The sequence below is a fragment of the Pseudonocardia sp. KRD291 genome (assembly GCF_019263595.1).
Taxonomy (GTDB): Bacteria; Actinomycetota; Actinomycetes; order Mycobacteriales; family Pseudonocardiaceae; genus Pseudonocardia.
Window position 1 is genome coordinate 1 of record NZ_JADQDD010000195.1, and the last position, 11,976, is coordinate 11,976.

Below are 11,976 nucleotides of genomic sequence, written 5' to 3' on the forward strand. Positions count from 1 at the left end.
TAGCGGGCCAGGAGCTTCGCTGCGGCCCGGTAGGAGGAGGCGTGGCCGACGAGGGCGCCGTGGTCGTTCTCGACCCGGTACCGGCCGCTATCGCGCAGCACAGTCCCGCCTGCCCCGGTGCCCGAGAGGATCACCAGCGCTTTGCCGGGTTCGACGACGTCGACACCGATCACCCCGGACGACCGGGACGGCGCCCGCTTCCTTGGCTTGTCCGTCGGTGCGGCCGGTTGGGGGAGGGGTCGGAGGTGGTCCCAGCGGGTCACCATGTCGCGGGTGGCCTTGGGGACCAGCACCGAGCGGGCCGGACCCTCGTCGCCGTTGTGGTGGACGTGGTGGGTCCCGCCGAGGCGGAGGTGACCGGAGTCGAGCAGCTGCCCGACCGTGTCTCCGTCGTGGCGGGAGACGGCTTCAGCACAGCCCGGACGGGCCGCATCCGCCCGCAGGACCAGCCCGGTCCGCTCGGTCACCAGGAACCCCGGCTCCTGCGCCGCCTGGACGATGCGAGCGACCTCCCGCGGGTCCTGCGTCTCGGTCTGGCCCTCGTTGCTGGTGTCGATGATGGCCGGGTCGCCGAACAGCGCCCCTTGCACGGTCGATCCGGTTGGGCTGGTCATGCGGACCACCACCAGGTGGAGCGGGCCTCCCAGGACCATTCACGGGCGAGTTGGCGTACGAGGTACCACTCGGTCACGGCGGCGATGGCGGTGATGATCCAGAACCAGCCGGAGTGGGTGCCGAAGTGCAGCCAGGAGCCGCCGACGATCAGGACGAGTAGGACGGTGAGCTTGGCCCACATGCGCAGGGCCCACATGGTCGTCGTGCCCATCAGGCGGCCCCCCGATCCCCGGCCAGGGCGATCACGTCGGCGTTGCGGGGTGCGCAGCGTGCGACGAGTTCGGTGATGTCGTCGTCGGTGACGTACGCGGCCCGGAACCGGACCGGGAGTCGGGAGCCGTGGTCGATGACGAACCCGATCCCGGCGTGCCGGTCATCGCCGGGGATCTCATCGGCCAGCGCTCCTCGTTCGCGGGCGCCTTCGCCGAGCACCATGTCGACGTGGCTGGCGGCGGTGACAGCCAAGCAGATTCGCTGGGTGAACAGCTCCCGGACGTCGAGGACGTCCTTGCTGGGCTCCTGTAGGTAGCCCTGCACCGAGAACAGCGACGCGCGGCCCTGGGTCATGATCTCCGCGAGCAGCCGCAGGGCCTCGCGCACTGCTGTTCGGTCGCCGTAGGCGGTGAGCATGGCCATCTCGTCGATGACCAGCAGCTCCACCGGCGTCTGCTCCGACGGGGTGCATTTACGGATGTTGTTGTCGCGCATCCAGTCCTGGCGGTCGCGCATCGAGTCGCGGAACTCGGTGAGCAGCTTCAGTGCCTCACCCATGCTGGTGGCGTAGCGGTGGAACAGCGGAGCGCCCTGCTCGGTCTCCACCCCGCCCTTGAGGTCGACCATCCAGACCCGGGCGACGCCGTCGCGGATGCACGGACCCAGGGACCGCAGCGTGCCCCACAGGACGGAGCCCTTCCCGGAGCCGGTGCGCCCGGCCACGAGGCGGTGGCCGTCGATGACGGAGGCGGTGAAGGGCTGGCGGTGTTCGTTGTCGCCGATCTCCAGCGCCCGAAGGTCCACCTCGTCGACATGTTCCGGGATGTCGGGTGCGGGGATGACCCGGGTGAACGGGAGTTCCCACTCGATGACGATCGCGAGGACGCCGGGACGGTGCCGGGTGATCGCGACCCGGTGCACGATCATGGCCTCCCACAGGATCGAGGCCTTCTCCTGCCAGAACGCGACGTCTTGGCCGCGGACCGTGCGGACGTAGATCGTGTCGATCGTGGGAGACGACGAGCGGACCCGCAGGACCCGGGGCACGAGCTGTTCGCCGCTGTGGCGGTGCTCGCGGGTCAGGCCGCAGTCGGCCATGAGCCGGGCCCAGCGACGGCCCCGGTAGACCGTCCAGCGCCGCCAGAACGCCCGCAGCCGGGGCGCGGCGAACCGATCGAAGCTGGCCGGGTGCGCCCGGCTCCACACGAGCGTCCCGACGACCAGACCCGCGACCACACCACTGGTGATGATCAGGCCGAGGGTCAGAAGCACACCGCTGCCGAGGAACGGGGCGAGGACGAAGCCGGGGTGTCGGGCCAGCCACGCCAGCCCCTGGAACTCCCGGCCGGGTGGCCGGGTGGCGCGTCCCGCGTGGGTGCGGGCTGCGCCGTTGGTGCGGGTTGCGGTGCTACTACGCTTGCTCATTGCTACCAGTCCTTCGGATGCGTTTCTGGGGTCCGGTAGCGGGGCGCCCGTTGTTGTTTCCGCCAAGAATCAGTTCAACGGGCGCCCACCACCAGGGGCGGTCATTTCTGCTCGCGCAGCGCTCCACGCGCCGAATCGAGCTGCACTGTGAGCGCGGCGACATCGCGCGCGAGGTTGTCGTGGGTGTTCTTGAAGCCACCCGTGCGGTACGGGATGCCGTGCAGCGAGCGCCGTAGTTCGCGCATCGCCGCGTCCAGCTCCTCCACGGTCCGGTCGACGGCCTTGGACATGTCATTTCCTCCACTCACGGGAGACCAGCTCGGCCTCCCACTTCTTGGCCGAGTCGGCCATCACGCGCAGCGATCCCTGGGACTTCTTCGCCGCCGCCGAGATGTCCTCCGGGGAGGCCACCGACCAGTGCTGCCCCTGCCCGCCGGCCTTCGCCGTTGCGCCCTTGCCCCCGGTCCGGGACCGCTTGCCGGTGCCGTTGTCGGTGGCCTTGGCGGCGACCTTCTCGGCCTGGGCCAGGGCGTCCCCGACGAGCTGCAGGGCCCGCCGGAACTCGCCGTACTTGCGCAGCGCGCGCCGGTTGACCTTCGGCAGCGTCTTCAGTCGGTCCCGTGGCCCGAGGTTGAGCGCCACCGCCTACACCCCCTTGCGGATGGCGACCTGGGCCAGGCGCAGGCCCTCCGCGACCCCGGCCCGCCACGCCTGCTCGGTCGGAACCACCGGGGATTCCGTGCGGGACCAGCGGCGCCGCTCATGCTCCAGCCGCCGCACCAGCCGGCCCACACCCGTGATGACTCGTGGCCGGTTCATCGTGGTCGTGCTCATCGCCCTGCCTCCGTTCCCGCCAGCGGTGCCGAGTTGTCCCGGCCGCTGATCTCGCCTTCTCCGAAGCAGCCCGGGCAGGTGCCCGAGCCACTGCACGCGCTGCACTCGATCCCGTTGACCGAGTCGCCGTAGCCGTCACACGCATCGCAGTCGCGGCTACCGCTGCATTCGCCACACATCACTTGCGATCACCCCTGATCGGAGACACACGTGTCCCCGCCGCGGAATTGAATGGAATTGCCGGGAACGATCCGGCGGAAGAAGCTGGGCCGCTTTTAGGCGGCCGGGTCGCTGGTCGCGCGAACCCCGATTGCGTTCTGGTGTTCGGTCAGGTCGTGTTCTGCCTGCTCCAGCACCCCACGGAGGCGGGCGATCTCCGGGCGGCCGAGGAACAACGTCACCGACCCGCCGGAACCGGTCGCCTCCACCGTCGCCCGATCATCAGCCGGGTAGATCTTGGTGCCGAGGCTCGTGTTGTCGTAGACGTGCATCCCGACCCACACCGTGGACGAGGGCATCAGGTCCGGGACGGCAGTCACTGGTCACCCTCCCCGTCCTTGCTGCGCCGGGCAGGCATCGGGGCCGGGGTGGCGTGCTTGAGGCCCATCGCCTTGAACGCGATCCCCGACACCGTCCGACCGTCGGGCGAGTCGATCGAGTACGGGCTGACCTTGACGTCGAGCAGCTGAACCCGGGTGTCCTCCGGGTACCCCTCACCCGGGTCCGCGGTCAGCGTCACCTTGATCTCCTCGCCCTTCGGAGCCCGCTGCCCCGCCACAACCTGGAGCTTCGCGAACAGCGACACCACGAACTGCGCCACCCCGTCCCGATCGGTCACCGGCACATCAGCGCCGTTCGCGTCCTGCCGCATCTTCAGTGCGGGCGGCTCCACCACCGTGAGCTTGTAGCCGTCGAGCACCACCGGAAGGTCCCTCACTGTCGTCTCCTCTCGCGACCCCTCATGACTGGACGTCTAGGGGAGTAATTACGAGAGTAGAGCACGTCTAGACGAGTTGCAACGGCAGGTTCGTAGATCGGTCGTTCCTGCAGTTCAGCGGGCAGGAATGTCGTACTCCAGTACGTAGGCAGGAGCCGCCTTGACGGTGTCGCAGACCTCGACCGGCACGCCCGCGGTGTCGTAGGCGGTGCGCACGACGACCAGCACCGGCACGCCATCGGCCAGATCCAGGCGACGACGCTCGCTCGCGGTCGGCATCCGCGCGGTGACCTCTTCGACGAAGTGGTCAAGGACGTGGCCGGACTCCTCCAGCCGTGCATAGATGCCGCCCGGCCCGGTGTCGGCCTCCAGGATCGCCGTGCCCTCGGCGATGGCCAGCGGCAGGAACGAGGTCGCCACCTCGATCGGCCGGTCGTCGGCGAGGTACCGGCGGGACCGCACCGCGACACGGTCATCCTCAGCCAGCCGCAGGCGCTCCCGGACGTCCGCCGGGGGAGCGACACGATCGATCTCGATCTGATCCACCGTCGGACGGACTCCCGCCTTGTCCGCTTCGGCCAGGAACGCGGCCTGACCGGCCTCACGATGCTTGCGCGCGAACCGGTCGGACGCCAACCGACGGACCGGCGCCGGCATCCGCACGAACACCCCGCGCCCGTGCTCGGCCACAACCCGGCCCTCGGTGCGTAGCTCTTGGATTGCTTGGCGAGCCGTCATCCGAGCGACGCTGTAGTGGGCGGTCAGCTCGGCCTCAGAAGGCAGCCGGTCGCCCGCGCGCAGGTCACCCCGGTCGATCGCGCCCCGTAGGTGATCCGCGATCTGCCGATACGGTGGCCGACCATCCTGTCGGTCGAGTTCCCCAAGCTGCACGCCACTCCTCCAGTCGTCCAGACGAGAGGGTAACCTACCGTTGTACACTCTCCCTGAAAGGCTCAGGACATGACCGACTCGCCCAAGCACTCTGTCAGCGTGGCCGGAATTGTCGTGCGCGACGACGGGCGAATTCTTGTGATTCAGCGCCGCGACAACTCCCATTGGGAACCGCCCGGCGGTGTGCTGGAGCTGGGGGAGACCTTCGAACAGGGTGTCCGCCGCGAAGTCGTCGAAGAGACCGGCATCGACGTCGAGGTCGAGCGACTGACCGGCGCCTACAAGAACCTGTCTCGCGGCATCGTCGCCCTTGTGTTCCGCTGCCGGCCCGCCGGTGGTGAGGCCACGACCTCAGACGAATCCCGCCGGGTCGACTGGCTCACCCCCGACGAGGTCAGCGGGCACATGGACCCCGCGTACGCCGTCCGTGTGCACGACGCCCTCACTGACAACGCTGCCTCGCGCGCCCACGACGGCGTGCAGCTCGTCGCACGCTGACCGGACCGCTCGACCGCTCTGATAGCGGTGGTCTTCCCGGTGGCCGTGAAACGTGCCTATGCGTGGCTGGGGCTACTGCGTGCGAAGAGAATCGCTTGCGGAGCCTTCCCTCCCGGGTCAAGCAGCATGTGGGCGTCGATCTCGAATCCGGCGTCGCGCAGCCAGGTTGCTACCTGCTCCGGCTGTCGCCGGTGGACGTACACGCGCATCGGGTGACCGCCGTAGCCCTGTGTCTTCCACTCCGACTCGTTGCCGACGTGGAACAGGAGCTGGAGCGGTCTGCCTGGACGCAAGGCTCGATGGAAGTGCCCGAACACAGTCGGCACCTCTTCGTCGGGGATGTGTATCAAGGACTGCCAGGCCAGCAGGCCGGCCAGGGACGCGGCGGGAAGGTCCAGGTCCGTCATCGAGCCCACCTCGAAGCGCAGGCCCGGGTGATCACGCCGCGCCACGTCGATCATCCCAGGTGACAGGTCGATCCCGAAGGCGTCGACGCCGAGCTCGTGGAGGTGGGCGGTGACTTCTCCGGGCCCACAGCCGACGTCCGCTACCGGCCCATTGCCCACGGCCCGCACGCTCTCGGCGAACAGCGCCAGGGCCGTACGAAGATACTGGTGCTCGGGGAGAGCGCCGCGCACTTGATAGGCATAGCTGACTGCGACCGTGTCGTAGGAGGTCCGGGTGTCAGCCAGCCAGCCGTCCCTGTTCACGACCGGCACGGTAGTCCCTGGTCATGCTCTCGTGGGCAGACAGCCCCGCTGCGACGGTGCGCTGCGATGCTGCGCCGTGTCTAGACCTTCCATTCAGTATCAAGGCGGCGGCTCCGCCGCCGCGTCGGACGGGGCGTGCGGCCTCCGGCCGTCCCCATCCGACGCCGAGCCAGAATCCAACCCCTCTAAGATCGCGCGACTCTATGAATACTATCCTTCAAGTATGCCTTTCTCGGCGGCAACGCGAACTAGCTGCGCGTATTTCGCGACGACGTCTTCGCGGGCTTCTTGGATCGCCTTAACGGCCGCATCCTTTCGCTTGTAGTTCCACTCAGGCGGGATTGTCATGCGACCGCTGCTTGCCCGCCCCTCTGGTCCGGGTTGATAGAACCAGTCGGCTGTCGTTCTATCGTCCAGCTCTCTCAGCGCGACTTCGAATTCATTCGCTGCCGCGGCCATATCGGGATCGTAATAGTTAAACCTCTCTCTTTCCCACCTGGCCAGCACGATGTCAAGCGATTGCGTGACACTATCGAGCACTCCGTTCGGGTCGAAATGAGTATCCAACCACTTGAGCAGCGTAGATTCCGGCCCGAAATCTTCCCAGAACTTGCTCCATCTCCTGAGGTCGGCCGGGTTGGCTCTTCGTCTCTCCTCTTCGAGAGCCTGCTCTGCCTCTGCACGCTTCCGGGACAACTCCGCTTGGACGTCCTCGTGAACTGCACGCAAATCATTAATCTCGCGCGTATGGCGCTCGTCTTGGGCCTGCTTATCCCCTCGGGAACGTATTCGTTCCCTAATATACAGATCGAACAACACGACTGCCGCAAGCATTAGGATGGCGATCATCCCAATTAGCCACTGAACGTTGCGGGATAGCGCCTCGATCAGTTCGGGGTTGTATATGACTGCGACTACAGCGGAGACGTCTGCGACAACCGCTATTACGGTAAATCCAAGGTTGTTGGAGAACTGCTCGACAGGCCCTCTTGGGACGCTCATGGAGCGATTGTATCCCGTTGTCTCGGCCCGCTCGGGAGCGACAGCTAGATCCTCGCGCATCTATTGGATCGGTGTCGCGAATCTGGAAATGGAGCAACGTGGCGATGGGGTCCTATGGCGGGCTCTCGGGCTCCTTCCGATATCGCCAGGCAGTCGCTTGGGGCGCGTGCAGGCCAAAAGTTCCGGAGCGCCCTCGCCGGGCAGTCGGTCTCCGAGGTGGATACGAACCGAGGTCGGCTGCGGTCTCGTCGTAGAACCATCACGCGCTGCCCCCGTGCGTCCGCCTTTTGGGACGAAATGCGCGCCCTCGCCGGGCGGGCAGACCTCCGGGATGGTGGGCCGTGCCATCCCCCTCGACCTCCCGAAGGGTTACCACACGGCCGCCCGTGGGCAGCAGCTCCCGATCGTCGGCCGCCGGTGTGCGTCGGGGGGCCGCCCACGAACGACCGCACGGTAGGGGCCGCGCCCAGGCCGACGGGATGGCACTCGAACCGCAGCCGCGGCATGTTGGGGAGCGGGGCGGCGGGCCGGGCCGCGTTGAACTGCGCGTTCCAGCCGCCGGTGTGGGGTGAAAGTTTCGCCATCGCGGGGCCGTTCTGTGCGTTAGCTAGTGGGTTTTCACGAACTACTTGCTGGGTAGCGGGCTCGCCGTCGTGCTGCCAGGATGTCTCGGTGGCGACGGATCCGATGTCCAGGTTCGTCACGGCCGCGGCAGCTGCTGCGAGGTCGTCATCGGTAAAGCCGGCCCGGGAGCGCAGCCCATACACGTACTCCGGTCGCGAGTGCTTCAGGTCCGAGGACTGGGCGACTGCTGGCCAGGGACCGGACCACGGTGAGCCAGTAGGGCTGCACAACGTTGTGTATGAACGCACGAATCTCGTCGACCCAGTCATCTGCAAACTCGTTGTTCCTGGTGGTATCTCTTGCACAATTTTCTCAGGATGGTCGACTGGGGTAACGTTCCAGCGTACTTCGGCGGAATTTCTTTGCTGCTTGCCTTGCGTATCTTTCAGCGAGAGCGGACCGCCAAGGAGCGATCCCAGATAGAGCAGGTAGGGATTTGGGTATCCGCTCGATTGAGCCGCGAGCATCACTTCCCCTGCGTGTTCTTAACTTCGCACATTAAGAATGCAAGCAATTTGCCTGTAACTGTTCACTATATTCGCTATGAGATCATCACCGAATGGTCGAAGCTTGTAGCGGAGGAGACGCTTCATGTGGCGCGCGGCGAGAAAACTTCGGAAGTAGGCGTCGGTATTGGCCTCATTCCGCCTGACTCGCAGGAGGATCATGGGGAGGGGATCGGGCTTGGAGTTCAGGATCATTCCCCCGGGCCAGGTTACGAGCCTGATTCGCCACGTCCCGCTCGCGCAATAATTAAGTACGCCCTGGTGACAGATAATGCTGGACGACGCTGGAGGGTTCGACCGAACAAGGATACTGCAAAGCGTATCCGTTGGTATAGCATGTTGGGCGCTCGACAGACTGTCGGGGGCCATCCATGGTCTAGGCCGATCGACTATTTTATTGCCTGGGCCAGACGAACCAAGCTAGCGGCGCTGAAGCCATCTGTTATGCGCGAGCGTCCATGGCGGATCGATCCATCGTATAATCGCTACCAAGATTGGTGACCCAGCTTCAAGGTCGTTCGACTGCGAGTGGCTGCGGGTGTATCCCTCAAGCGTTGGTCATGTTCGTCCACGTCTCAGCAACATCCGGGATCCTGGACCGCTGCGCACCCCCGGGTGTGTGACAAATCCGGCATCTTCGTGGTTCCAATCATGACTCTGGCGTTCCCTGCAGCCTGGTCCTGGCCTGCGGCCGGTGACGACAACAGCGGTCTGTGGGTGGTCGGAGCGCTGTACATTTTCGTGGGCATGGTGGTCGGGGTGGCAATGGTGAGCGGGACGACCGCTGCCGTCTGTGTCGCTGACCGCGTGACGGTGGTAGGGGTGAAGGCGCGTAGCTGACTACCGGCCCCACCGGGCGAGCAGACCAGTCCGAGGTGGGCGGGCCCGCCTGAGGAGCGTTCGTCAGCTGTTCGTCAGCAGGTCCACCAACCGCGATAGGTGGTGGCAGGTGCCAGACCACGTTCAAGCAGCTCAGGCCGTGTGCGTTCGCGAACGTCGCAGGTCCCCGGATCGTCGGGATTCGTTCCGCTTCAACGTCTGTCTGAGTCTCGGTGCGCCTTGTCAGGTGCGCTCTGCAGCTCATGGATATATCGGAGGTCGTGGATCTGGACGCCGGCCACGTGGTCGTCCTTGACCGCGCCATCGTGGCGCCAGCCGGTGGACTCGTAGAAGCTCCGTGCGCGGGAGTTCGTGTCCAGCACCCACAGCGTCCCGCTTCCGAACCTCGTCGCCAGCGCTGCAAGTGCGGCGGTCATCAGGCGGCGGCCCGCGCCCTGGCCCCACGATGTGGGATCGATGTAAAACGAGGTGATCTCGCCGATCACATCCGGATCTTGATCGGCGTTCCGGGTAGGCGACAGGTTGGCGAAGCCAACAACCGTTGCGATGTCGTCCTCGACAACGAGCGTGCCCTGGCCCGGCCACGAGGTCTCGTCGAGGATCGCCCCCCAGCGCGGGATGCGCTCTGCGGGGTCGAGGGAGTCCAGGAGACCGTCGGGGAGCTGGCCGCGGTATGCGACCTGCCACGAACGAACGTGGACCCTCGCGATGGCCTCAGCGTCCGGAACTGTCGCGCGGCGCACTCTCACGGCGGCAGGCTAGCGATCAGTTCCTCGCCGGCTGCCGACGAGCCGACTCCGCCGATACGGCGGTGTGCTGGTTCGCGGGTACAGATCCGGTACAGGCCAGCCCGACCAGCGACGCCCAACGACGACCCGCCTCGACCAAAGAATCGGCACTCCGGCTACGAGGCGCCGCAGGATGCTCGCAACGTCCAAATTCGGTACGTCCGGCTCGCGGCCCGACTAGCGCTGTCATAAAGGGGGTCCCCCTCGCCAGATTCGACGAGAGGGACCCCTTCTTGTGCGTGCCCGGGATGGTGCGTGACTACCTCGGCCCGGGCACGGTCCGCGAGGAGGGTGGGCGGTGTGGCGTTAGTTGTTCCAGGCCACCGTGTTGCCGAACAGGGTCCCGTTGTAGGTCAGGACGTAGGCCCCGTCCTGGTTGCCCTTCGCGTCGAAGCAGACCTGACCGGAAGTCGTACCGCCCGGGGCGAGCTGGCCGGAGGACAGCGTGTTGTCGCCGCCGAAGGTGGCCTCGGTGATTGCGCCCTGCGGGTTCTGCATCTTCCAGTCAAACGTGTTGTAGGGGGCCTGCGCCGTACCGGTGTTGCGGTAGCTGACTTCGGTGCACTTCAGGGGGCCGCTGAACTGCGGGGTCTCGTCGGTGAGCGGGCCGGCGGTCAGCTGCAGGTCGCCCGAGGCGAGGGTGTCGCCGGGGTTGCCGGTTGCGTCCGCTGCGCCCGGTGCGACTGCGCCCGGGGCGGCTGGCGCGGAGGCCGGGGGCGCCGGAAGTGTCGCGACCGCGGAGGTGAATGCGGAGGCGTAGACCACGCAGATGATCAGGCCGATCAGCGACAGGATCGTGCCGGCGATGGCGACCCCGCCGTTGGTGGCCTTCCCTGATCGGGAGCGGAAGAAGCCGATGATGCCGAAGATCAGCCCGAGGATGACCAAGGGCCACGCGATGATTCCTACGAAGGGAATGAGCGAGAACAGTGCGCCGAGGATGCCCAGAACCAGGGCGGTGGTGCCGAGCCCGTTCTTCGGTGCAGGCGGCGGCTGCTGGGGCGACTGGTAGTAGGGCTGGGGTGGTGTGGGCCGGTTGTCCGGCTCGCGTGAGGTAGTCACGCTAACTCTGTCGCTCGGCCGCGGAGGTCGTTTCACGGCCTGTAGGCGGTTCATCTGTTTTGACGACCAGACCAGCCAGCTCACACCCGAATGGGCTAGCTGTTTAGTGAAAGCGCACCAGTAGGTGGCAGCGGTGACGGCGCTCGGGATGGGCCGGAGGGTGACCGTCGAGTGTTGTCAACTGGGCGACGACCAAGCGGCGCGAGCGTGGAGGCCCACGGACGACGGTGGGCCGTCTACTGCGCGGAGTTTTCGTTGGGTGCTGGCCGACGGGCGCTGGGGGCAACGATCAACAGCGTGCCCTCGCCGGGCGGGCAGGTCTCCGGGATGGGCTGGAGGGTGCGGCATCCCGACGACCTCCCGGAGGGCTACCACACGACGACCCGGGCGCAGGCTTGGCAAGTTGGCCGGCGGTTGGCATGTTTGCTGCGCCCGGGACGTCGCGCGGTCGGGCTGCGCCAGGTCGACGGGATGCCGCACAGACCCGAGGTGCAGGCAGCGGGTAGAGCCCCAGCAAACCCCCAGAAATCAACGGCGAACGACGCCCGCCAGCGAGGACCGCCCGACCACGCCCCTTGGTGTCTCCGCAGCTCAGCGCGGTCAACGGCGAACGTCGACTCCCGACCGATAGTGTGGATCTTGGTTCGGGCGGTTGTTGGTTCGAATCCAATTGGAGGAGCACTTCCCCCAGCTCACCGAGCTGACCGGGTGGCCCGCTCCAAGATCACGTACCGCTTGTAGGGCGGAAACCCTTCCTTCCGTATCGTCGTTGCCTTCCTGGTCGTCCTCGCGGCTGTTCCGATAGGCCTGCCCGACGTCGCACCGACGTCCTCGTCGGAGGATGTGCCGACCCACGTAGACGTCCTGAGCCATCGACGCTCGGCCCGAAACGTAACACCGTGTCGCGTCCCGACGACCGTCTGCTCGTGGCCAAACGCGGAGTCGATGTTGTCCGATAGGCGGATCGGCGGCGCTGGTGGTGGGAGCGACAAGGGGAGCAAGGGCGGGCCGGGTCTGGTCATCGCGATCTC

General features: G+C 66.6%; 15 protein-coding genes. 2 read left to right on the forward strand and 13 right to left on the reverse strand.

What is annotated here, in order from left to right; genetic code table 11:
* The 9 genes from I4I78_RS22710 to I4I78_RS22750 all read right to left on the reverse strand — a co-directional run.
* Positions 1-614 (reverse strand): hypothetical protein (locus I4I78_RS22710; protein WP_218613495.1); only part of this gene is annotated, 614 nt, incomplete at its 3' end.
* A complete protein-coding gene (locus tag I4I78_RS22715) occupies positions 611-826 on the reverse strand; it encodes a hypothetical protein (RefSeq protein WP_218613496.1) in 216 nt (71 codons plus the stop codon). The genes I4I78_RS22710 and I4I78_RS22715, both read right to left, overlap by 4 nt.
* On the reverse strand, positions 826-2,253 hold the full coding sequence (locus tag I4I78_RS22720; RefSeq protein ID WP_218613497.1) for an FtsK/SpoIIIE domain-containing protein: 1,428 nt from the start codon (positions 2,251-2,253) through the stop codon (positions 826-828). The genes I4I78_RS22715 and I4I78_RS22720 overlap by 1 nt, the downstream gene beginning before the upstream one ends.
* Before the next feature lie 101 nt (positions 2,254-2,354).
* Positions 2,355-2,543, reverse strand: coding sequence for a hypothetical protein (locus I4I78_RS22725; protein ID WP_218613498.1), 189 nt, complete (start codon positions 2,541-2,543; stop codon positions 2,355-2,357).
* A 1-nt stretch (position 2,544) separates the two neighbouring features.
* Positions 2,545-2,895, reverse strand: a complete 351-nt coding sequence (locus tag I4I78_RS22730; RefSeq protein ID WP_218613499.1) for a hypothetical protein — start codon at positions 2,893-2,895, stop codon at positions 2,545-2,547.
* A gap of 3 nt (positions 2,896-2,898) precedes the next feature.
* Positions 2,899-3,087, reverse strand: a complete 189-nt coding sequence (locus tag I4I78_RS22735; RefSeq protein WP_218613500.1) for a hypothetical protein — start codon at positions 3,085-3,087, stop codon at positions 2,899-2,901.
* 275 nt (positions 3,088-3,362) lie between these two features.
* On the reverse strand, positions 3,363-3,626 hold the full coding sequence (locus I4I78_RS22740) for a hypothetical protein (RefSeq protein ID WP_218613501.1): 264 nt from the start codon (positions 3,624-3,626) through the stop codon (positions 3,363-3,365).
* Complete coding sequence (locus I4I78_RS22745; RefSeq protein WP_218613508.1) at positions 3,623-4,009, reverse strand: hypothetical protein; 387 nt, start codon at positions 4,007-4,009, stop codon at positions 3,623-3,625. Before I4I78_RS22745 ends, I4I78_RS22740 begins: the two co-directional genes overlap by 4 nt.
* A gap of 129 nt (positions 4,010-4,138) precedes the next feature.
* Positions 4,139-4,915, reverse strand: coding sequence for a GntR family transcriptional regulator (locus tag I4I78_RS22750; RefSeq protein ID WP_218613502.1), 777 nt, complete (start codon positions 4,913-4,915; stop codon positions 4,139-4,141).
* Between the two features lie 69 nt (positions 4,916-4,984).
* On the opposite strand from I4I78_RS22750, the gene I4I78_RS22755 reads away from it, so the two are divergent.
* Positions 4,985-5,413: an NUDIX hydrolase gene (locus tag I4I78_RS22755; protein ID WP_226380254.1), complete on the forward strand. Its 429-nt coding sequence runs from the start codon at positions 4,985-4,987 to the stop codon at positions 5,411-5,413.
* 56 nt (positions 5,414-5,469) lie between these two features.
* Here the strand turns inward: I4I78_RS22755 and I4I78_RS22760 are convergent, their stop codons facing one another.
* Both I4I78_RS22760 and I4I78_RS22765 read right to left on the reverse strand, forming a co-directional pair.
* Positions 5,470-6,123: a class I SAM-dependent methyltransferase gene (locus I4I78_RS22760; protein ID WP_218613503.1), complete on the reverse strand. Its 654-nt coding sequence runs from the start codon at positions 6,121-6,123 to the stop codon at positions 5,470-5,472.
* Positions 6,124-6,333: 210 nt separating this feature from the next.
* The gene (locus tag I4I78_RS22765; protein WP_218613504.1) at positions 6,334-7,125 is read right to left on the reverse strand and encodes a hypothetical protein; all 792 of its coding nucleotides are present in this window, start codon (positions 7,123-7,125) and stop codon (positions 6,334-6,336) included.
* Positions 7,126-8,066: 941 nt separating this feature from the next.
* Here I4I78_RS22765 and I4I78_RS22770 point away from each other — a divergent pair.
* Positions 8,067-8,756 (forward strand): hypothetical protein, encoded by a 690-nt coding sequence (locus tag I4I78_RS22770; RefSeq protein ID WP_218613505.1) that lies wholly within the window; start codon positions 8,067-8,069, stop codon positions 8,754-8,756.
* A 530-nt stretch (positions 8,757-9,286) separates the two neighbouring features.
* Here I4I78_RS22770 and I4I78_RS22775 read toward each other — a convergent pair.
* Both I4I78_RS22775 and I4I78_RS22780 read right to left on the reverse strand, forming a co-directional pair.
* On the reverse strand, positions 9,287-9,844 hold the full coding sequence (locus I4I78_RS22775) for a GNAT family N-acetyltransferase (protein ID WP_218613506.1): 558 nt from the start codon (positions 9,842-9,844) through the stop codon (positions 9,287-9,289).
* Positions 9,845-10,189: 345 nt separating this feature from the next.
* Positions 10,190-11,029 (reverse strand): DUF4190 domain-containing protein, encoded by an 840-nt coding sequence (locus I4I78_RS22780; RefSeq protein ID WP_218613507.1) that lies wholly within the window; start codon positions 11,027-11,029, stop codon positions 10,190-10,192.
* Positions 11,030-11,976 lie beyond the last annotated feature (947 nt).

What these genes read in the sequence shown, in the direction of transcription:
- I4I78_RS22765 (WP_218613504.1), bottom strand. Translation starts at nt 7,125, where the DNA reads ATGAGCGTCCCAAGAGGGCCTGTCGAGCAGTTCTCCAACAACCTTGGA.
- I4I78_RS22770 (WP_218613505.1), top strand. Translation starts at nt 8,067, where the DNA reads ATGGTCGACTGGGGTAACGTTCCAGCGTACTTCGGCGGAATTTCTTTG.
- I4I78_RS22755 (WP_226380254.1), top strand. Translation starts at nt 4,985, where the DNA reads ATGACCGACTCGCCCAAGCACTCTGTCAGCGTGGCCGGAATTGTCGTG.
- I4I78_RS22715 (WP_218613496.1), bottom strand. Translation starts at nt 826, where the DNA reads ATGGGCACGACGACCATGTGGGCCCTGCGCATGTGGGCCAAGCTCACC.
- I4I78_RS22725 (WP_218613498.1), bottom strand. Translation starts at nt 2,543, where the DNA reads ATGTCCAAGGCCGTCGACCGGACCGTGGAGGAGCTGGACGCGGCGATG.
- I4I78_RS22735 (WP_218613500.1), bottom strand. Translation starts at nt 3,087, where the DNA reads ATGAGCACGACCACGATGAACCGGCCACGAGTCATCACGGGTGTGGGC.
- I4I78_RS22720 (WP_218613497.1), bottom strand. Translation starts at nt 2,253, where the DNA reads ATGAGCAAGCGTAGTAGCACCGCAACCCGCACCAACGGCGCAGCCCGC.